This is a genomic window from Dyadobacter sp. (genome assembly GCF_039919315.1).
Lineage (GTDB): Bacteria > Bacteroidota > Bacteroidia > Cytophagales > Spirosomataceae > Dyadobacter.
In genome coordinates, this window is the sequence record NZ_JBDSFX010000002.1 from 1 (window position 1) to 21022 (window position 21022).

Sequence of the window (21022 nt, forward strand, 5' to 3'; positions counted from 1 at the left end):
TATTTATGGCTATCGAAGAAATTACTTATAAGATTAATGGGTGCGCTATGAAGGTGCACAATGCGTTGGGAAATGGTTTTCAGCCGGGCGGCCGGTGCCGAGGTGATATATCAGCGTTGTTTGGCTATTGAGTTGCAGCGTGCGGGGTTGATTTTTGGTCGGGAGATTTCACAGGCTATCTACTATGATCACATCCACGTCGGAACAAGGCGCGCTGATTTTGTAGTTGAAAATAAAATAATCGTTGAGCTAAAAGCAGTTATTGATCTGCAAGATGCCCACTTAGCTCAGGCAAAAAATTACGTTGTAGCTTACGATTTCCCAATTGGATTACTGATTAACTTTGGCGCTACGAGTTTGCAGTTTAAGAAGGTGTACAATAAAAAGTACCGGGATTTGCGGGATTTTCAGGATTAGGCAGGATTTTAATTGTTGTTGATATCAGTACCAATAATCCTGAAAATCAAAAAATCCTATAAATCCTGATACCGGAGGACAATGAAAAAAGGCCACCCCACAATGAGGCGGCCTTCTTAACTTCCTTAATATTCAATACTCCATCAATTCCATCCTCCACCTAATGCCCGGTAGATATTGACCGTGGCGTTCATTTGCTGAACTTTGGTTTCGATTAGGTCAAATCTGGATTCCAGTGCCTCTCGCTGCGTTAGCAACACTTCCATATAATCGGCTCTTGCTGAGGCAAAGAGACGGTTGGCAATGTTGGTTGACTCGTTCAAGGCCTGCACTTCTGCCGTTTTTGTCAGATAGCTCTGTTGCAGATTGTTAATGTTCGAGAGCTGATTTACTACCTCGATGTAAGCATTCAGGACAGTGCGTTCATAATTATAGATCGCCTGTACTTGTTTTGCGTTAGCGCTGTAATAGGTTGCCTGGATCGCGTTTTTGTTGATCAGCGGACCAGCAAGATCTGCCACAAGCGTAGACAACAGCGACTTAGGAATATTACCCAGGTATATCGGATTGAAAGCATTCAAACCCACCGATGCATTTAAACCAAGCGAGGGATAGAAATTAGCCCTTGCTACCTGTACGTCAAGCTTGGCAGCTTCAAGGTCCTGTTCTGCCTGACGAATATCCGGACGGTTTTGCAGCAATTGCGACGGAATACCAGCCTGAATCACACTAGGGACCATATTTTCGAAGTTCTGGCTGTTACGGAGAACCGGCTGCGGGTAACGTCCGAGTAAAAAGTTGATCCTGTTCTCTATTTCAACAATTCGCTGACGGATCCCGTATTGACGGTTCTGCGTGTTAAGTACCTGTGCTTCAAACCGGCGGACAGCCAGCTCGGTTACCCGTGTAGCTTCTTTCTGAAGCTTCACGATTTTTAATGCATTGTTTTGAATATCAATGTTTTGATTCACAATGTTCAGCTGGGTATCGAGTGCCAGTAGCTCGTAATAAGAGTTGGCGATTTCGGAAACCAAATTGGTCATCATGAAGTTTTTACCCTCAACAGAAGACAGGTACCGGTATACAGCTGCTTTTTTTGCATTGCGCAGCTTATGCCAGATATCCACTTCCCAACGCGCATAGGCAGCTACTACAAAATCCGGCAGAGGCTCGGGCGTTTCTCTTCCCGGCTTGATCTCGGTCGTTGCCTCGCTGGAACCTATCTGGGTGTAGCGTCCCGCCTTTTCGAGCCCGGCGCCACCTCTTAACCCTACGAATGGCAGATATTCCCCTTTCCTTGCCTTGATCTCGTTGCGGGATATTTCAATCTCCTGCATGGTGATATTCAGCTCCTGGTTATTTTTAAATGCAGTGTCGATCAGCGCATTCAATTGGGGATCAGTGAAGTAATCCTTCCATTTTAGCTTGCCAGTATTGGTCGTGTCGGCGGTCTCCCCGTTATTGTAGGTCGAAGACACGTTCTTGTTCGGTGATCTCTGGACCAGCGACGGTGCATTACAGCCACTGTAAGCCAGGGCAACAAATGTTACCCCGACCCAGTTTAATATTCTTTTATTTCGCATCATCATTGTGAGTATCGTTAGTTGGGGGGAAAATGTCGATCGCGTGAACAAACTGTTCAGACAGCGAGCCATCCTCTTCATCTTTGATCATTTTTCTGCCATCAGCCAAAGTGCCGAATATGAAGTACAGGCCAGGAATGATGATTACCCCGAAAATAGTCCCGAACAACATACCACCCATTGCCGAAGCACCAATGGTTCGGTTCCCGATCGCACCTGCACCCGTCGCACTGATCAACGGTATCAAACCGGCCACAAAAGCGAATGAGGTCATCAGAATAGGACGGAAACGCACCTTAGCTCCTTCAATGGCTGCATTCAGGATCGTTTCTCCCTGGTGTCGCTTCTGGACGGCAAATTCCACGATCAGTACGGCATTTTTACCTAACAGACCGACGAGCATGATCAAGCCGATCTGGGCATAGATGTTGTTTTCCAGCCCCATCAATTTTAATAATAAGAACGAACCAAATACCCCAACCGGCAGCGAGAATACTACCGCCAGTGGTATGATGAAACTTTCGTACTGCGCCGCCAACACAAAGTAAACGAAGGCCAATACGATCATGAATACGACCAGAGACTCATTGCCGCGGATCGATTCGTCATAAGAAAGACCTTCGAATGCGATGTCGTAACCTTGTGGCAACGTCTTGGCAGAAACCTCCCGAATCGCCTGAATGGCATCTGCAGTGGTATATCCCTTAGCCGGAAGTCCCTGGATCGCCGCCGAATTGTATAAGTTGAAACGGGTGATCTCGTTAGGGCCCTGGCCTTTTTTCAATGTCATGAACGACGAGTAAGGGACCATTTCACCTGAATCATTTTTAACAAAAAGTTTTAAAAGATCGGTTGGAAGCCTTCTGAAACTTGGGTCAGACTGCACATACACTTTGAAGAACTGGTTGAATCGGGTAAAACCTTGTTCGTAGGTACTACCGATCATGATGTTCAGGTTATCCATCGCTTTTCCGATAGACACCCCTTTTTGCATCGCCAGCTGGTTATCGATCTGCAATTCGTATTGCGGATAATTCGCGGCAAAGAAGGTAAACAAGCCCGTTAGCTCTGGACGCTTGCCCAGATCCTCCATGAATTTTTTATTGATCTTGTCAAACTCGGCGTAATCGGTATCGGTTGTTTTATCTAGCAAACGCATTGAAAAACCACCGGAAGTACCAAAACCAGGAATTGCAGGTGGTTCAAAGAATTCGACTACCGCACCGAGACCTCTTGTTTCCTTTTCGAGTTCTTCCATGATCTCCTTTACATTATGATCGCGTTGCGACCAGGGTTTCAAGTTGATCAAACAGGTACCCGCATTGGAACCACGACCTTCCGTCATAATCTCATAACCTGCCAGAGAAGATACCGATTCTATTCCTTCTACTTCCTCGCAAATCTTTTGCAAGCGTCTGGAAACTTCGTTGGTTTTTTCCAATGTAGAGCCCGGAGGTGTCTGGATAATCGCATAAATCGTGCTCTGATCCTCATTTGGGATAAATCCGGCAGGCAAAAGTTTATTCACGAATACGATTCCGGCACAGAATGCCAGCAATACTGCCCAGGTAACCACTCTGCGGCTTACGATCCGTTTCAGCAAGCTTACATATCTTCCGGTCAGTTTATCAAAAACCCGGTTGAAGCTGTCCAGCACTTTGGTAAGGATGTTTTTCTTCCTTTCATGACCATGATGATTTTGAAGCAACATGGCGCACAGTACCGGCGTAAGTGTCAAGGCGATAAGGGCCGAGATCACGATAGAACTAGCCATTGTAATAGAGAACTGACGGTAGAATGTTCCGACCGGACCTGACATAAATGAAATCGGAAGGAATACCGACACCATTACCGCTGTAATGGCGATAATCGCTCCACTGATCTCACCAAGTACTTTTTTAACGGCATTGAAAGGCGATATTCCCGGCTCTTCTTCAAACTTCGCATGGACGGCCTCGACGACGACAATCGCATCATCGACCACAATACCGATGGCAAGTACAAGGGCAAAAAGCGTAATCAGGTTAATAGAAAGCCCAAAAGCCTGAATGACAAAGAATGCCCCAATCAACGATACCGGTACCGCAAGGATCGGGATCAATGTGGAACGCCAGTCGCCTAAGAATATGAAAACAACCAGGGCAACCAATATAAAGGCGTCCCGCAAGGTGTCAATAACCTGCTCGATAGACGCATCCAGAAACTGAGAAACGTCATAACTAATTTTGTAATCCACACCCGGAGGAAAGGATTCTTTCATCACGTCCAGCTTCTTTTTCACTTCTTCGATCACATCGCTGGCATTACTACCATAGTTTTGCCGCAGTACGATCGCCGCCGACGGCTTACCATCCAGGTTGGAATAGATATCAAAGAATTCACTTCCCAATTCAACCTTGGCAATATCCCTAAGATGGACGCTCTCCCCTTTGGAATTCGCACGGACGATGATATTTTCATACTCTTCCGGCTTGTCATATCGTCCTTTGTAAGTAAGCACATATTCCAGCGATTGGGCAGCGATACCGGAGCTTTGTCCGATCCGGCCCGGCCGGCCTACTATACTTTGCTCACCGACTGCCTTCATTACCTCTTCTGTGGAGATATTATAGGCACGCATACGCTCGGGGTTTAACCAAAGACGCATGGCATATCTCCGGCTACCTAATATTTGCGCTCTCGCTATCCCTTTGGTCCGCTGAATTTCAGGGATCATTTTCACCGTTGCGTAGTTGAAAAGGAATTTTTCGTCAATGCTCTTTTCTTTGGAATAAAGGTTGACGTACATCAGCATACTGGGCTGAACCGGCGAAATGATAACCCCTTCCCGCTGAACCAGTTCTGGCAAAAGCGGCATCACCTGATCGACCCTTGTCTTCACCCGGATTACGGCGACATTGGGGTCCGTCCCGGGCTCGAAGATAATCCTGAGCGTGGCCTCACCGGCGCTGGTGGCATCAGTAGCGATATACCGCATGTCCTGAACACCATTAATGGCCTGTTCAAGCGTAATCAGCGTGGATTTGACCAGTACATCAGCACTGGCACCAGGGTAGGCTATGAATATATTGACTGTTGTTGGGGCAATGTCCGGGAACTGGGAAATCGGTAATTTCTCAATCGCCAGGATGCCTATAAACACGATCATGATCGAAATCACGATTGCGAATACAGGTCTTCGTATGAATTGATTGAACATGTCTTTTGCAGTTTAAAATACCGGATTACTCGGCATACAGGCTTAAATGAGAGATAACAGAATCAGGCTGCACGAATTTTGAATGTATTTTCTCGTTCTCATGCACCTGGCGTAAGCCTTCCAGCAGGATTTTGTCGGTCTTTTCCAAACCAGATTTAACCACAAAAATGTGAGGAAGCTCTGCTTCTACGGTAATCTCCCTTGACCGGATCACACCGTTTTTATCCACTACATACACATACTTCTTTTCAAGGACTTCGAATGTGGCTTTTTGCGGGATAATCAGGGCATTTTTGAGCGGGGAGGTTACCAGAATGTTGCCTGTTTCACCATGTCTCAACAGCTTTTTCGGATTAGGGAATGTAGCTCTGAAAGCGATGTTACCAGTTTCATTATTAAAATCCGCCTCTATCGTCTCCACTACACCGGGATATGGAAACAACTTGTTGTTGGCCATCCGCAGATTCACATTCAGCATACCGCCTTTGGACTCATTGGCTTTATAATCAAGGTATTCAGCTTCCGGTACATTGAAATAAACCCACATTTCGCTGTTGTCAGACATGGTCGTGAGCAAATCGCCCTCGTCCAGTAAGCTTCCCAACCGCACCTGGAAATGGTCCATCATACCGTCAAATGGTGCCCGGATCTCGGTAAATCCAAGGTGCGTTGTGGCTAATCCCAATTCCGCTTTTGCCTTGTCCAGTTTCGCTTTGGCCAGTGCCAGCTCGTTTTTGGAAACGACATTGCTATCCGCCAGTGACTTCGTATTTCTGTATTCGATTTCGGCGAAATTGACTTCTGCCTGCGATTTTTGCTGCTCAGCTTCATAGAGCATTGGCATGATCTTGAACATCAGCTGACCTTTTTTGATAAACTGACCTTCGTCCACATAGATCTTTTGTAGGTACCCTTTTTCCAGTGCCCGCAACTCAATGTGGCTGACCGCATGGATCTGGCTTACGTAGTCCTTCGTAATTAGCGTGTCTTTTTGTAAGGGGCTGGTCACCAAGAAGTCGGTCTCTTCTTCCTTTTCTTCTTTTTTGGATTCACAGCTTGTGTGGAACAACAGTGCACACAAGCTCATGGCCATGAGAATTCTCTTCATTATTATTTTTGAGTTAGTATATTATGATTTTGGTAAGTTCTGTTCGTTGGTTGTGATCATATCCGGATCACGCGGAGCACTATGCACCTGTCGGATGAAGCATAAAACCAATGCTTACACAAGAGCAGATGCGTTGTTTTATTGGAATAAAAATATCCGGATACCCGGTTGTAAAATGCGGCAAAGAAATTGTTTACATCAGTAGAGGTCTTGGCGGAAACCGTGTTATCGTTCTCCTCCTCATTTTTTTCGAAGCAAATTTTAACGCCTCTGTCCTGATCGGATGAAGCAAGCCTGATGGCAGGTGCTTCGCATTCAGGGTTGGGACTGAAAAATAAATATGTTGATTTTTCAAGAAATTTTATTGAAGAATCTGGTGTGGAGTTGAGCAGGACATTGGCATACAGAAATCCATATCCACTCAGCAGCAGAGTACACAGTGTTAGAAGATATGTCTTTAATGCCTTTGTCATCTGGAAGGGGTGATTCGCAACAGTTAGATGCGCTGGCTGGTCAAAATATCAAAATTAGATTTTTCATAGAACCAGCCTTTTTGATTTTAGATACAAAAACCGCACATTATCCTTAATAGCGAGTTAAAAGCATGTTAAAAAGCCATTAAAATCTTTCGGTAAGGCGGTTGATTTTATTCCTTGCAATTGTGGCTTGTTTTAATTTACTTGTCGATAACCTTAGTAGATTAAGTTTTACATTCAGTTTTTTACATTCAAATGATTTTAGAAACAGTACTTAATTGGGGTAGGGGCCGCGGAATGATTATAATTGTCGGGGCTTTGCTGACAACCAATGTCTGTCAAGCCCAGGCTGTTAATACAAAGCCCAACATTGTTATCATCATGGCCGACGACCTGGATAGCAGGCAACTGAGCTGCTATGGTGGACAAAATTTAAAAACGACTCATATCGACGATCTTGCTTCAAAAGGCTTGAAATTCAATCACATATATGCTTCGGAAGCCATGTGTGTGCCTACACGGGCTTCCCTTTTTACAGGCCTTTATCCTGTCCGACACGGCTCTTTCCAAAATCATAAACCGGTTTACGATAATCTTAAAAGTGTGGGCCATTACCTTGCTGATCTGGGCTACCGGGTAGGGCTGACGGGCAAAGATCATGTGACGAAACCTAAAAGCGTTTTTCCATTTGACATCATCAATGGCTTTGAACCCAATTGTGTTGCTCCGACGGACGATTACCGGCTGGACGATGTGAAAAAGTACATGATCGCGAGTGAAAAGCCGTATGTTCTCTTTGTGATGAGCATTAATCCGCATATGCCGTGGACAGTCGGCGATACGACCGAATTTGACAAAGACAAACTGAAATTGCCTGCGGAATACGTCGATACGCCAGTTACCAGAAGGCAATATGTCAAGTACCTGGCTGAGGTGAGGCGGTTGGATGATCAGGTGGGAGATATTACCAACCTGCTTCATGAAACGGGCCAGGACAAGAACACAATCGTCATTTTTCTCGGAGAACAGGGAGCACAATTCCCGGGAGCCAAGTGGAATTTGTGGGATGCTGGACAGAAAAGTTCGATGATCGTCAAATGGCCGGGTAAAGTAAAACCGACGACCGAAACCAATGCCATTGTCCAGTATGAAGACATTACGCCGACGCTCATCGACATCGCAGGTGGTAATCCAGTGGCGGGATTGGATGGAAAAAGCTTCCTGAATGTGTTAGCAGGTAAAAGCAAAATAGCACGGAATTACGCCTATGGCATACATAACAATATCCCCGAAGGCGACCCTTACCCGATCCGCAGTATACGTGACAATCGTTACAAGCTAATCTTGAATCTAACAGCAGGAACGCCATACTATAATCGTTTCATGATGAACCGCGAACGTGCGGATAGAAATTCCATCTGGTTTTCGTGGACGGAAAAGGCCTCGACGGATCCAAAGTCGAAGAAATTGACTGACCGTTTCGTAAACCGTTCGCCGGTTGAGTTTTATGACACAAAACAAGATCCGTATGAATTCAAAAACCTGGCGAATGATCCTGCCTACAAGCAAAAGATTGCGCAATTCAGGAAGGAACTGGATGCCTGGATGAAGCAACAGGGCGATGAAGGCGCTGCCATTGATAAAGTTTACGCCAAAAAACAGGACCCTAAATAATTTGAAAAAGCGACTCTTCCTCCTGATCTCCATTTAAGCAATAAGCACTGAGATTACATCCGGTCAGAAAAAAGAACGTCCGAATATTTTGCTGATCATGACCGATGATCAGGGATGAAGCGCAGATCAATTCAGAGATTGACTATGCCGTCAATTGCATTGAAGCGGTACGGAAAACCATTGGCCCCGATTCCGATCTGCTGACGCCATCGGAGAAATTCGTAGACGGCTACATTCATGTCCCCAGCACGCCAGGCCACGGCCACGAGCTGAATACAGAACTGATCAGGAAGTACGCAGTTTGATTTTTTGACGAGCTTTAAATGGCGGAGACTGGATTTTTGGGAAACACACTTAATTTTTAACCAGCTTTCGGCTGACCATACTTCCGTCCTTTTTTATAATCTTAACTAAAAATAAACCGGCGGACAAGTGTTTTACGCTGATTTCGCTGCCCGAGACATTTTCAGAAGCATATACTTTCTTTCCGGAAAGATCAGAAATTAGAATTGACTTCGCATTCAATAGGTCCTGAACGTCCAGACTAATTTTATCCGTAGCGGGGTTAGGATAAATTCCAACCGTCGGATCTGAACCCATATTCACATTGACAATTTTTGAATATGCGAATGTGCCGTCTGTGTCAATCATTTTCAAGCGATACAGATTGTTACCCTCGGTCGGCGAACTATCAACGAATGAATATTGAATGGTTTTCCCGCTTTCACCCTGTGCGTTTAACGAAGCGATAATCACCCATTTGGCACCGTTTTGGCTTCTTTGGAGCTCAAAGTTCCTGCTGTTTGATTCGGAAGCGGTCGCCCAGGATAACGATACTGAATGTTCTTCGAATTTCCTCGCATCAAAACTGATGAGTGCAACAGGTAATGCAATTTCCTCACAGCGCGCATTCACCTGGGCAATGGAAGCGCATCCAAGTCCATTTGACGTTACTTCTGTGGTAATAGTGCCGGGAGGGGAACTTAATGCATTGCAAACGAATTTTACTGCGCATTCCGTTAACAATGGGTTGCCATTAATTCTAACTTCCGGCCCCACGGTTGTTTTATAGACGGCATTGTTGATCGCGCTGATATCTGATAAAAGATCATTACTTTGAAGATTGAGGTTTCCCAGATCAACTAAATTTTCCAGGCCATCCAGGTTGGAAACTTGTGTCAATCTCAGGCCCAACGTTCTGAGGGCGGTAACATTTTGGAGTGCACTCAGACTGGCAATCGGAGTCTCGTTGATTACTAAATCTCCTGCTGTTGTAAGCGCATTAAGACCATTCAAACTTGTCAAGTCTCCATTGTAAAATAGCGATAAAGAAACAGAAGCTTCGGTTAGGTTTGCCAATGGTGAAAGATCCGTAACCGACGTGAATTGCATAGTTAGCCCGCTCACTTTGGTCAGGTTACTCAGGCCGTTCACATTTGTAATGGCCGCACCGCTTAAATTGATATAATGATCAAACTCCTGACAACTTGGGAAGTTGACTTTAAAGTTATTAACCTGGGCTTGTGTTGTGAACGTTTGATCCACAACAGGACATTGGCCTATTGCATTAAGAGACAGCAGAATAAGCGTAAAAAATGAGAGAGCGTATTTCATAAGTACGGTCGTTATGTGTTTCTTGTCAGAAGTATAAGCCAGTAGCTATATACCTGACAAGTAACCAATAATTTAGTAAGCGGTAACGCCACTTTTGAAAACTATTCAGGTGAATTTTTAGTCACTTTCAAAAAGTAGGCTTTCCCTGAATGTAATCCAATGATTCGACAAAAATATCGGCCTGGATCTGTCGGGCCTGCCGGCTGGTACTTTCATTATGTCCAATCAGCATAAAGGGAAAGTGAGTTATTATAAAATCATCAAGAACTAGGATGCGCTCTTTCTTGCTCATATATTGCCAATGTGTAGTATATAAGCAACAAAGGCTTTGAACATTAACGTTTTTTCAAATCAATGATGAGATCTATTTTTTCCAAAACGACGATATTATTTTTATTCTTACTGGCATCCAATCAGTTATTTGCACAAACAAAATCCCCAGCAGAAGAGGCGAAGGGCAAGCAATTTATTATTGATTCCGACATTCCATGGCAAGATCTCGGCGGCGGACTGAAACGTAAGATCATGTCGTACGACGAGACGATGATGATGGTGAAGATCGTGTTCGAAAAGGGGGGCATTGGTACACCTCACAAGCATGTTCACACACAGATGAGCTACGTCGAAAGTGGTGTTTTTGAAGTGACGATCGGCGATAAAAAGCAAATTCTGAAGAAGGGAGATGGCTACTACATCCCTTCCAATGTCATGCATGGGGCCGTATGCAAGGAAGCGGGCGTGTTGATCGACATGTTTACGCCCATGCGCGAGGATTTTGTAAAATAGGGGTTGCGGACGCGGTCATCGAGGTGGACGGTTACTGATTATACTTGCCTGCGGACCATTTCATTAATCCATATCGGGGCAAAAGGGGAGGTGCAGCCTTTGGAAGTAGGGAAATCCCTGTAAATTCCCAATCGCTCTCCGATGGAAAGCGCCCGGGCGCGGTATTCGGGAAACTTTATTCCAATATTGGCGAGGGTTGAATTCATCGTCCATTGTACTTCGGGCGCCGCTGCGGGCATTTCGGCTTCAATGCGGTCGAGAATGGCGGGCAGGTCGAGCACATCCGGGTTCCGGGCCACGCAACCGCTTGCGAGACTCCATCCCGCACGGGCGCACATCACATCGCTTGACTCCATCCATTCTTTTCGTAACGGCTCGTTATCGGGATAATCCTTTATGACATAAGAAGATAGCCAATCCGCTACGTGTGTGAATTTTTCAGATTTCACCATTTCAGTGATCTCTTCCTTTGAAAGTTTTTTAGAGTCAATCACCAGAATTGCTAAAAATCGGGCGTCAATGTTCTCCGTATCCCAAAGTTCCAATGCCAATGCGTGGTCGGTCTTAATTTTGCTCGCCACCCCGCGGATATCGCCCATTTTGACGCCAAATTGATTTGGCCCCACACCATGTTTGGTATTAAATTCCCGCATCCTTTCAGTGCCAAGTGATTCGAGTTTAGCGAGGGCTTCGTGAAGTGTCATCATGATGTACGTTTGGTGAATTTATCCTTTGAGATCCGAAGTGGAAAAGACAATTGCAATTTAATGTAAACCAACTGTCCGGTCAAGTCGCTTTTCAATTGGTCGTAAAATGCTTTTGTAACTTTGGGATAATTTCTATTTTTACGGAATGAGGATGACCATTATGTTATAATATCTTTCCCGGCTTAGTTCATAAGCGCCGCACCGTTTTCAATGGTGTAACAGTTTCATTATATATTTTTCAAAATACTATTTACTTGTCATTTGACAGTGCGTAATGTTCTGCAAAGGACTTTTAACTGAGAAATTGATGTCTGGTATATTAAGTCAAAAAGAAATCGAGCAGTTTATAACCGACGGCTTCATTCGTATCGACAATGCATTTTCGAAAGAAGTGGCCCATGCAGCCGTCGATATTTTGTGGAATGACATCCCTTTCGACCGGGCCAATCCTGGGAGCTGGTCCGAACCGGTAGTCCGTTTGGGAATGTATGCTCAGCAGCCTTTTTTAGATTCTGTAAGCTCTCCAAAATTAGAAGCCGCATTTGATCAACTTGTTGGCAAAGGGAAGTGGCTCCAACGCGGTAGTGTCGGCACATTTCCTGTCAGGTTTCCTTCTGATAAGTTACCAAACGACGCGGGCAAGCATGTGGATGCGAGTTTTCCGGGTGACGAGGCAGACAATTATCTTAAATGGCGGATCAATATCAAATCCAGGGGAAGGGCGCTGCTTATGCTGGTTTTGTATTCGGATGTGAGCGAAAAAGATGCCCCGACGGTCATTTACAAAAGGTCGCATATCGATGTGGCCAAGCTTTTATATCCCGAGGGTGACGCGGGACTTTCATTTATGGAGCTCGCAGGCAGGTTGGACGAGCTGCCCGAGCGTGAGGTTGCTCGTGCGACCGGTGACGCAGGTACGATTTACTTGTGTCATCCTTTTTTGGTGCATTCCGCGCAGGCTCATCAGGGAGAGACGCCGAAATTTATGGCCCAGCCTCCGTTGCTGCTTCGAAATGAACTCACTATTTCCGATTCGGAGACAGGTTATGCGCCAGTAGAACAAGCGATTCGTCTGGCGTTGCATTAGTATAACGGATCAGATAACAAACGCGGCTACCGATTGGTAGTCGCGTTTGTTAATCCCAAAATTCAAACTCTCAGCGATCCACGGAAGCCCCGGGCAGCATAATACGAATCAGCGCCATTGTGGTATATGAACACCCGGCCAAAGCGGCGGTCACCAAAGATAGCGCCACCGGCTTTTCGGACATCAGCAGGCGTTTTTAGCCAGCTAGACGTTTTCAGATCAAAATTACCAAGTCCCTGCAACTCCTGATATTGCTCTTCGGTCAAAAGCTCAACGCCCATTTCGGCCGCCACATCCATAGCCGTATTTTCCGGCTTATTCGCTTTTCTGGACTCCCACGCGGCGCGATCATAGCAGAGGCTTCTGCGGTCTTTGGGTGTTTCCATCGCGCAATCGAAAAATATGTACTCACCAGTCTTCTGATCGAAAGCAACCACATCCGGCTCACCGCCAGTTACTTCCATTTCATCGAGCACCCACAATTTTTCGGGGTTAGCTTCCAGTTTCGCCTGGACTTTATCCCATTCAAGGCCTTTATGACGGGTTTTATTTTTTTCAAAACGCGTTTTCAGGGTTTCGAGTAGTTCCTGAGTTTGGTCTTGGGATAGTTGTTTTTTTGTTTTCATGGTTTATGGTTCATTTATAATATTCGTGTCCATTCGTGCATTCGTGGCGTTCAAAATCAGCCACGAATGCACGAATGGACACGAATACATGAAAGCATGATTCGTTTGCATTCTAATTTCGTTGACTTCATTTCGGATCATTGATCTTCCAAGCCCTTACCATCCATGATCCGCGCGATACTCTTCTCAACCCTCGCCTCCCGTGTTTTGGCTTGCTTGGGCTGAGAGAAATGTAGCAGGTAACCTCGCTGCCTTCCGGGCGTTAACGCTTCAAAGGCCGTTTTCAAGGAAGAACTGGCATCCAGTTTTGTCTGAAATTCTTCAACCATTTTGAATTCCGTGGTTTTTTTTAGAACCACCTCCAAGCCGGCCTTTTCCACCTCAATCGCCTCATAAATATTGGCTTTCAATGTGGCTTCCATTTCTGTAATTTGCTGAGCACTCGTAAACCTCGCCTGACGTGCAGCCTGCACATTCTCTGTTTGCTGGATCAGCATGTGCTCCGCGTCGTTCAACAGTGCACCTTTGAAAAATAGCACTGCGCAATATTCCTTGAACGTATGGATCAGTACGACGTTGCTTTTCTGAAAGGTATAGGACGGACAGCCCCATTTCAATTCCTCAGTCAGCCCGCAATCCAGAATGATCGTTCGCAATTGCCCGATTTCTTCCTGCCACTTTTCGGCCTTATCGAAGTACCAATCAACCTTTGGATTTGTCATATTCACCTATGCATGAATTGAAACGATATTTTGATCTGCGGGTTTGTGATCCATTAGTCTGCGCCCGGCTGTCCTACGCGGCTCGGGCCTACGCGGCTCGGGCCTACGCGGCTCGGGCCTAAAATACCAGGATACCACGGTAAGCACTATTAATAACGATGGTCCAAAAAGCTCTTTGGCTTCGTCGCCAACTGCAATGTGAGAAAAGATAGCTCCCGACATTGCAAAGAAAAAGCCTGCATACGCCCATTCTTTAACCAATGGAAATTTAGGAATAAGTACTGCTATTACGCCCAGTAATTTCCAAACACCCAGAATAGTCAGCAAATAGACCGGATACCCTAAACGGCTGAACATATCGGCTTCCTCTTTCATTTTGATTAATTGCACAATTCCGGTTGACGTCATTCCCAATGCCAGCCAAATGGTAGCAATCCAATAGATGATCTTGTTTCTCTTTTCCATGATTTTTTTGATTTAAAGAATGATGTTATTATTTCATTTTGTCGCCCTGAGCGGAGCCGAAGGGCGACAACTAAAAACTTATTTAAGCCTATTCACAACTTCCTGTAACCTGTCGTGAGCCATATTAAGGCCATATGCGAAAGGCATTTTCAACATTTGGTCCCTCAGTTCAACAGATTTATAGACGATCTGCATCGTCAATTTGCTCGTCTCATCAGTCAGTTTTTCAAATTCCAGATATTCGAGCTGAATAGCAAATCGGGCCGCCGAACCGCGCGTATTTTCCATTTCAAATGTCCGCGTAATCCGCTCATTGGGAATGAATTCAGGAAAAACACCATTGGCCCGGAATACTACGTTGCCCTGCGGATCGCATGTTTCAAACTGGTATGCGCCATGCTTTTTATTTTCCAGTTTCAGTACGTTCGTTCCCATCCATTGCGCTACGATGTCGGGTTCTTCATAGGCCTTGAAAAGCAGTTCAAGAGGCAAATCAAATTCCCTTGTGATCACTATTTCCTGTTTGCCTTCCTCGGCATTGAGTTTCGTTTTACGTTCCATACTATTCTTTGGGTTTGTAGTTTTTCATAATGGCTTCCAGTTTGTTAAACCGGTCATCCCACATGTCACGGAATGGCTCGATAAAGTCGGCTACTTCTTTCATTTTCTTTGCATTGATGTGGTAGTAAACCTCCCGACCATTTTGCTGCTGTTGTAGCAATTCGCATTCGGTGAGTATCGACAAATGTTTCGAAACCGTTGGTCTCGCAGTGTCGAAATTGGAAGCGATTGCTCCCGCAGTCATGGTTTGTGTAGCTACCAGCAGAAGTATGGCTCTTCTTGTCGGATCTGCGATGGCTTGAAATACGTCTCGTCTTAAATTCATTGCGTAGTTATTTGGCTACGAATATATATGAAGTCATTTAACTACACAAATTTTTTCTACAATTTTTCTAAATGAAATGTGCGTAGCTTTCTGCTGCTTTGCGATACCAGGTAATTGCCGACGATCGTAAAATAATGATAGTAATTGTACGAATTAGGTATCACCCACTTCCTTTGACGCAGTCATCAAAGAGTAATTGACTTAAAAGAGTAATGAAGAAGCGATTTTGCCTGTTACAGCATAGAGCTCGATATATAATTATTCTGCTATCGTTTTCCTGGCTTCTGGGATTTACCGGATGTAAAAAGTCTCTGGAAAAAAATCATGACGATCAGTTAAAAGTTTGGATAGACAGCCTTGATCGTGATTCAAGAAAAATTGGCATTAAAAAGTCTATCGGTATACTGGATTCGCTCATGGCTACGCTGGCCAACCACAGTCTTAAAGACCGCATCAGCTATTATAAGTTCATGAAAGTGCTCAGCCACCGCGACTCAACTTTGCACCAGAATGCGCTGATCTATACGGATAGCCTCTTGGCTCTGTTTTCGCCGCCGGGTGTCCGCGAACAATACCCGACCGAGTATTCCAAAGCTTTGCTTTTAAAGGGAGATGATTTGTTGAAGCAAAAAGAATTTTATCAGGCATACCGTAATTACTATAATGGCAAGTCATTCCTGACCGGATTAGGCGAAATTTGTGAATGCGCCCGATATAGCAGCAGGATCGCGAACATTTCTTACAAAGAAGAAAATTACTATCAGGCCATTCAGTATTGGAAACAGGAGTTGAAAGAATTGGCCCAATGTAAGCAATCGGGCAATTTTCAATTAGAGTTTATTGAAGTGCAGGGGAGTCTCAGGAATATAGGGATGGCCCATGTTTTGCGCGGAGAGCCGGACATTGCTTTGCGTTACTATCAGCAGGCGAAGGATTTCATTAACAAACACGCGCACGAATTTCCCCGTGAAAAGAATTTCATCAAATTTGCCCGGATCGTTATTGCGCGGTATCAGGCGGAAGCATATGCAATAAAAGGTGAAACGCGGATTGCCGAAAGGCTCATCAGAAGGTGTCTGCAGCATGACGAGGACATTGACTGGTCTTTTGAAGTGGAGCAGGAAGCCCGCGTGGTATTGACGAAATTATACATTGACTCAAAACAATATGGCAAAGCCGAAGAACAACTCACCATTTTAAAAAGCCTGCCGGGTGCATCGGGTAATGCAGCACATGTTGTCTTGTATCAGAAAATGCAGGCTGCTATTTTATTTGGGCAGGGGAAATTTGAAGATGCGGGCAAACTATGGACTACCAGCCTGGAAACCGACCGGGTGAATGCCATAAAGAAAAATGCAGAAAACAAAAGTGATGTAGGGCAGCTCCTGCAACAGATTCAACGTGAACATGAAATAGAGCTGGCTGCTGAGAAGGACGCACGCGAGGACCTGATACTGAAATTTGCCATATTGATCTCGATCACATTGAGCGTCATTGTGTACCTGATCTGGCGTAGCGCCCAGAAGAATATTTCTAACCTCCGCGCCGTTACAGAACTAAACAAGGCCATTACCCAAAGCAATATCGTGTTGCAGGACACGGTCAATGCATTGGAGCAATCAGAAATTGAAAATGAAACCGTGTTAAAAATCGTGGCGCATGATTTACGAAACCCTATTGCCGCGATGATTTCGGCATCACACCTGGTTTTCTGGGAGCAGGTACCGTCCGACGAGCAACTTGAAATCGTGGCGGCCATTCAGCATTCGGGAGAAAAGGCCAACACGCTGATCGGACAGATATTACAGTCAAGTGCGGACCGCGACAGGGTCTCCAAAAGTGACGTGGCGCTGGAAGAAATCGTGCAATCATGCATTGATATGCTGAGCCATAAAGCCAGTGAGAAAAAGCAAACGCTGGACTACCATTATGAGGAGGTTAACGTGCCGGTCGACAGAGAAAAAATATGGCGGGTATTTTGCAACCTGCTGAGTAATGCTATTAAATTTTCGCCTTTGGGTGGTACGATCGCCATCTATTTAGAAGTCCAGCCGGGTACGGTGCGGTTGTCCGTCAAGGATGAGGGAATCGGTATACCTGAAAACCTGAAAAGCCAGATTTTTCTGGCCTCGAATCAAGCCAGGCGTCCGGGTACGTCAGGAGAACAGTCGTTTGGTATCGGTCTTTCTATTTGCAAGCAAATCGTTGAAGCCCACGACGGGAGGATCTGGTTTGAGTCAGAAAGAGGTTCCGGCTCCACATTTTTCGTTGAATTGCCGTATTGATTAATGGTATAGTTCGTGAGTATCAAATGTTAATGCCAATCCGTTTCCTCCAGAAAGAAGATTTCATTGGCGGTTGTTTGAAACACAAATGCGATTTTTAATGCAAGCACGGTTGATGGAACAAACTTTCCTATTTCAATGGAATTGATCGTTTGTCTTGAAACATTGACCTTTTCGGCTAGTTCTGCCTGGGTGATATTCTGTTTTGCCCGCTCAACTTTCAGATAATTTTTCATGTTCAGAGGCTCAATCCCAGTGAAGATATAGGCGTGAATAATAGATACAGTTAGCCAAGGCAAAAATCAGTATTAAGAAGTGATTGATATCAGTAAGCTGAAACGAAATCGCCTCATGCGCATAAAGGTTTGTACTGATCAACTTAAACCCATAGCTCAAAATAAGGGCAATGTAGGCGGAGGAAGACTTTAAAACAACCGCACGCTCATCTTCGACTTTGGCTTTGCTAACAAAAAGTATAAACAAGCCGACCAGTAGGGGGATTTCTGCGCCCACAGTCTTGTCAAGTATAAACGTCGCAATGCCAACAATAACCAAAACCAAACCGAAATACTTAAACGTTCCGTACATATCTTACTAAGTTTAGTTGTCTAAAAGTATGTCATACTGTTCAATAAGACAAATAAACTTTACATTTTTGAAATTAAAAATATTGTTAACAACCAATCTCTTAGCTCATGAAAAGAATAATATTGTCATCGCTTGCCTGTTTTGCTACTTGCTGCACGCTCGCACAGAAACCTGGCTTGCCAAAGGAATCGCCGAGTAACTATTACAATAACTTTCAAAAATTCACGAATGAAAAACCTGATGTAGACTCAGCGTTCTATAACATTCGAAAGCTGGCTTCCAATGCGGCGTATGCAAATCAGGCTACCGACTTGATTCACAACAGCTTTGCGCAGGATTTTATGGAGGCGAACGAGGATGATCCATCGAGGCTGGCCATGCGGGTCAAACGAAGACTCCTGGCCACCGAAATTTTGAATAAAATGATTGCTGACACTTCCGCGACCATGAAGCGACACGTCCAATCATTATATATATTCACCAAAATTCAAAAAGCTGGAACCAACAAAGGCCTGTTAGGTAAGCTCACAACTCAGTTCATCACCTCTGAAATTGATGGCCGGGACATTTACCAGAACAGGGCCGGCAGGTATGGGTTGATGATCCTCAGCATAACTTCTAAATACCCGGAGCTCAAAGCGCAGTCAGCCCAGCTGAGTGACAAGCTGTTGGCAAAACTAAAAGCGGGGCAGGTAACAGTCACTGACTCTTCCAGCAGGTCAGATCTGGACATGCGTGCATGGTACAGGTTTTTAAATGCCTATGTCAATTTTAAAAAATCGGAGGAAACAGCTGACCGAAAGCAAAAGGAGAATCTGTTGAAAGCGGCATTTGATTATAGCCCCGATCTCGTCGATAAAAATCACAAATCCGGCTACTTCTACGATATGCATATGCTATTGGGCGAGGCAAAGGACGGATTTCAGGATGACTACCTGACGTTTGTGACTGCAAATAGCGACAGGCAGCAGGTTATGGCAACACTTTTGAAAATGGCTCTGGTGGAACCAACTTATAAGGAAAATCTCCGGGTCATGCATAAGGAAGTAATGCCCGGTGATAGCTTCAATGCTTATTGGAAAAAAGGGATAGATGACGGATCGGTCAATGCGCCTCCAATTTCACTTCATGCATTAGATAAGACTTCGTTTTCGAGCAAGTCTCTTTCCGGGCAATGGATCCTGGTCGATTTTTGGGGAACATGGTGTGGGCCCTGCCGGGAAGAACATCCGGCTTTGCAGAAATTTTACGAATCGACGATTGTAGAAAAGTCGAAAAAACTATCCGTTTTGACTGTCGCCTGTCGGGATACCGAATCGAAGGTTACGGCATATATGAGTAAAAACAACTATAATTTCCCGGTTGCCATGTCCGACAGCAAGATTGAAAAGTCATTTAAAGTTCAGGGGTATCCGACCAAGGTTTTGATTACACCAACAGGCAGGTATATCACGGTCCCTTTTGGGGTAGACTGGGTTGCTTTCGTGAATAAATACGTGGAAGCAGACTAAGGTCAGATGCTATCTCAGATGATCGCGCTGTTGGTATTGGTGAGCTTGATAAAACCTTCTGCACCTTTCACGGAGATAGAAATCCCGCGAAAATCTTCCATAATGCCGTGAAATTCATGGTAATAAGCATCGGAAACGAATCCCTGACTTGCGTGGCAGAAAACCGACTTTCGTTTCTGCGCCTGCGTGTCAGTGATGTCCACATAATCCGTGGGATGGAAGTTTTGCGTCTGCGCGCCCGTGCAAACCTCAAAGAAATACAACGGACATTTTTGTCCCATTTGTAAATGTGCTTTCTGTGTCAGCAAACTGGCCGCCATATGGTCTTTGTGAGAGTCCACAGGCCAATGCGTAAAGACAATGTCGGGCTTTTCGGCTTCCAATAACTTCTGGATTTTGGAATACCATTCATTGTTCACGATCGAATCGCCATCAACTTGTCCGGCGAAAACGGGTTTGGCTTTCAGTACTTTACAAGCGTTCTTAGCCTCTTCTGTTCGAATGGCAGCGGCTTCCTGATGACTTTTTCCTTTAATTCCGGCGTCTCCATTGGTGAGATAAATAATTGTCACTTCATGGCCCGCATTGGCAAATTTGGCAAGAGTCCCGCCGCAACCCGTCTCTGGATCGTCGGGATGGCCACCTATGCAAACTACTTTAAGTGGCTTTGAGAAATGTATGTTTCCGTTAAAAATAGCAGCCAATGGTAGGGAACCAAGGCCGGTAGCCGAGCTTGTGAAGAAGGTGCGACGATCCATTTTGCTTGGTTCTATAGTGTAGGCTAAAAATTAAAAGAGGTGAGGTCGATTGGTATATTGGGTGCGACAGGTAATATGCTTAACAATCGCAGCCTATGATAAAGTTATTAATTGTGTAAATATAAGTGGAAATCGTTGTGAAGATCGATAACAGTTGTCACTTTTAGAATGAATATCATTATTACAAATAACAATGCTCAATGATTGTAATTGACATAGAGTAATGCTAAGAATGGAGGAATTTATAAGGACTATTTGAATCGCGATAGACAAAACTTATATTTGCTTTTAAAGATATAGCGTCAAATCACTGCTAGTAGTTTCTTTGGCTAGGTCTGAGCATATTGAAAGTGGTTAATTAAGTTCTATTCTGAATTGTCTATCAAATTGCCATTCCAAGGAAAAGTTTATTTCTTGTGTTTGACATAACCTTGAAGTGGTAGCCCTTTTACACCATTTATCCTTAATGCAGGCGTTTGATTAAAGATTTCCAGTAAACAAATGTTCAAATCATCTCGTCAATTAGGTAA

The 21022-nt window shown here is 44.7% G+C and carries 21 protein-coding genes and 1 pseudogene; 7 read left to right on the forward strand and 15 right to left on the reverse strand.

From position 1 onward, the window contains the following. Positions 1-60: 60 nt before the first annotated feature. On the forward strand, positions 61-417 hold the full coding sequence (locus tag ABIO93_RS01370; protein WP_348063648.1) for a GxxExxY protein: 357 nt from the start codon (positions 61-63) through the stop codon (positions 415-417). Positions 418-560: 143 nt separating this feature from the next. Here the strand turns inward: ABIO93_RS01370 and ABIO93_RS01375 are convergent, their stop codons facing one another. The 4 genes from ABIO93_RS01375 to ABIO93_RS01390 are packed head-to-tail and all read right to left on the reverse strand — an operon-like array spanning position 561 to position 6780. Beyond that, positions 561-2000: a TolC family protein gene (locus tag ABIO93_RS01375; protein ID WP_348063747.1), complete on the reverse strand. Its 1440-nt coding sequence runs from the start codon at positions 1998-2000 to the stop codon at positions 561-563. Beyond that, on the reverse strand, positions 1990-5199 hold the full coding sequence (locus ABIO93_RS01380) for an efflux RND transporter permease subunit (RefSeq protein WP_348063649.1): 3210 nt from the start codon (positions 5197-5199) through the stop codon (positions 1990-1992). The genes ABIO93_RS01375 and ABIO93_RS01380 overlap by 11 nt, the downstream gene beginning before the upstream one ends. A 25-nt stretch (positions 5200-5224) precedes the next feature. Next, a complete protein-coding gene (locus ABIO93_RS01385) occupies positions 5225-6307 on the reverse strand; it encodes an efflux RND transporter periplasmic adaptor subunit (protein WP_348063650.1) in 1083 nt (360 codons plus the stop codon). Positions 6308-6363: 56 nt separating this feature from the next. After that, positions 6364-6780, reverse strand: a complete 417-nt coding sequence (locus tag ABIO93_RS01390) for a hypothetical protein (protein ID WP_348063651.1) — start codon at positions 6778-6780, stop codon at positions 6364-6366. 258 nt (positions 6781-7038) lie between these two features. Here ABIO93_RS01390 and ABIO93_RS01395 point away from each other — a divergent pair, with 258 nt between their 5' ends. Continuing rightward, the gene (locus ABIO93_RS01395; protein ID WP_348063652.1) at positions 7039-8457 is read left to right on the forward strand and encodes a sulfatase; all 1419 of its coding nucleotides are present in this window, start codon (positions 7039-7041) and stop codon (positions 8455-8457) included. Positions 8458-8561: 104 nt separating this feature from the next. Continuing rightward, a complete protein-coding gene (locus ABIO93_RS01400; RefSeq protein ID WP_348063653.1) occupies positions 8562-8762 on the forward strand; it encodes a hypothetical protein in 201 nt (66 codons plus the stop codon). A gap of 49 nt (positions 8763-8811) precedes the next feature. Here ABIO93_RS01400 and ABIO93_RS01405 read toward each other — a convergent pair whose 3' ends face one another. Next, positions 8812-10071 carry a T9SS type A sorting domain-containing protein gene (locus tag ABIO93_RS01405; RefSeq protein ID WP_348063654.1) on the reverse strand — a complete coding sequence of 420 codons (1260 nt, stop codon included), beginning with the start codon at positions 10069-10071 and terminating at the stop codon, positions 8812-8814. Between the two features lie 127 nt (positions 10072-10198). Further along, positions 10199-10363, reverse strand: coding sequence for a hypothetical protein (locus ABIO93_RS01410; protein ID WP_348063655.1), 165 nt, complete (start codon positions 10361-10363; stop codon positions 10199-10201). A gap of 62 nt (positions 10364-10425) precedes the next feature. Here ABIO93_RS01410 and ABIO93_RS01415 point away from each other — a divergent pair, with 62 nt between their 5' ends. Beyond that, complete coding sequence (locus tag ABIO93_RS01415; RefSeq protein WP_348063656.1) at positions 10426-10857, forward strand: cupin domain-containing protein; 432 nt, start codon at positions 10426-10428, stop codon at positions 10855-10857. A gap of 38 nt (positions 10858-10895) precedes the next feature. Here the strand turns inward: ABIO93_RS01415 and ABIO93_RS01420 are convergent, their stop codons facing one another. Next, positions 10896-11564: a DNA alkylation repair protein gene (locus tag ABIO93_RS01420; protein ID WP_348063657.1), complete on the reverse strand. Its 669-nt coding sequence runs from the start codon at positions 11562-11564 to the stop codon at positions 10896-10898. A gap of 307 nt (positions 11565-11871) precedes the next feature. Between ABIO93_RS01420 and ABIO93_RS01425 the strand changes: the two genes are divergently transcribed. Further along, positions 11872-12651 (forward strand): phytanoyl-CoA dioxygenase, encoded by a 780-nt coding sequence (locus ABIO93_RS01425; protein ID WP_348063658.1) that lies wholly within the window; start codon positions 11872-11874, stop codon positions 12649-12651. Between the two features lie 62 nt (positions 12652-12713). Here the strand turns inward: ABIO93_RS01425 and ABIO93_RS01430 are convergent, their stop codons facing one another. From ABIO93_RS01430 to ABIO93_RS01450, 5 genes and pseudogenes are all read right to left on the reverse strand, one after another. Continuing rightward, positions 12714-13277: a DUF4256 domain-containing protein gene (locus ABIO93_RS01430; protein WP_348063659.1), complete on the reverse strand. Its 564-nt coding sequence runs from the start codon at positions 13275-13277 to the stop codon at positions 12714-12716. A gap of 137 nt (positions 13278-13414) precedes the next feature. Then, positions 13415-13999, reverse strand: coding sequence for a DUF1801 domain-containing protein (locus ABIO93_RS01435; RefSeq protein ID WP_348063660.1), 585 nt, complete (start codon positions 13997-13999; stop codon positions 13415-13417). Positions 14000-14101: 102 nt separating this feature from the next. Beyond that, a pseudogene (locus ABIO93_RS01440) lies at positions 14102-14464 on the reverse strand (DoxX family protein); the annotation flags it as partial. A gap of 78 nt (positions 14465-14542) precedes the next feature. Continuing rightward, positions 14543-15025, reverse strand: coding sequence for an SRPBCC domain-containing protein (locus tag ABIO93_RS01445; RefSeq protein WP_348063661.1), 483 nt, complete (start codon positions 15023-15025; stop codon positions 14543-14545). A 1-nt stretch (position 15026) separates the two neighbouring features. After that, a complete protein-coding gene (locus ABIO93_RS01450; RefSeq protein WP_348063662.1) occupies positions 15027-15350 on the reverse strand; it encodes a metalloregulator ArsR/SmtB family transcription factor in 324 nt (107 codons plus the stop codon). A 212-nt stretch (positions 15351-15562) separates the two neighbouring features. Between ABIO93_RS01450 and ABIO93_RS01455 the strand changes: the two genes are divergently transcribed. Next, positions 15563-17635, forward strand: a complete 2073-nt coding sequence (locus tag ABIO93_RS01455) for a HAMP domain-containing sensor histidine kinase (protein WP_348063663.1) — start codon at positions 15563-15565, stop codon at positions 17633-17635. Between the two features lie 29 nt (positions 17636-17664). Here the strand turns inward: ABIO93_RS01455 and ABIO93_RS01460 are convergent, their stop codons facing one another. Together ABIO93_RS01460 and ABIO93_RS01465 are read right to left on the reverse strand one after the other, a co-directional pair. Next, on the reverse strand, positions 17665-17871 hold the full coding sequence (locus ABIO93_RS01460) for a helix-turn-helix transcriptional regulator (protein ID WP_348063664.1): 207 nt from the start codon (positions 17869-17871) through the stop codon (positions 17665-17667). Positions 17872-17881: 10 nt separating this feature from the next. Then, positions 17882-18223 (reverse strand): hypothetical protein, encoded by a 342-nt coding sequence (locus tag ABIO93_RS01465; protein ID WP_348063665.1) that lies wholly within the window; start codon positions 18221-18223, stop codon positions 17882-17884. Positions 18224-18330: 107 nt separating this feature from the next. Here ABIO93_RS01465 and ABIO93_RS01470 point away from each other — a divergent pair, with 107 nt between their 5' ends. After that, on the forward strand, positions 18331-19734 hold the full coding sequence (locus ABIO93_RS01470) for a TlpA disulfide reductase family protein (RefSeq protein WP_348063666.1): 1404 nt from the start codon (positions 18331-18333) through the stop codon (positions 19732-19734). Positions 19735-19748: 14 nt separating this feature from the next. Here the strand turns inward: ABIO93_RS01470 and ABIO93_RS01475 are convergent, their stop codons facing one another. Continuing rightward, entirely contained in the window at positions 19749-20492 is a 744-nt protein-coding gene (locus ABIO93_RS01475) for a PIG-L deacetylase family protein (RefSeq protein ID WP_348063667.1), read from the reverse strand. Positions 20493-21022 lie beyond the last annotated feature (530 nt).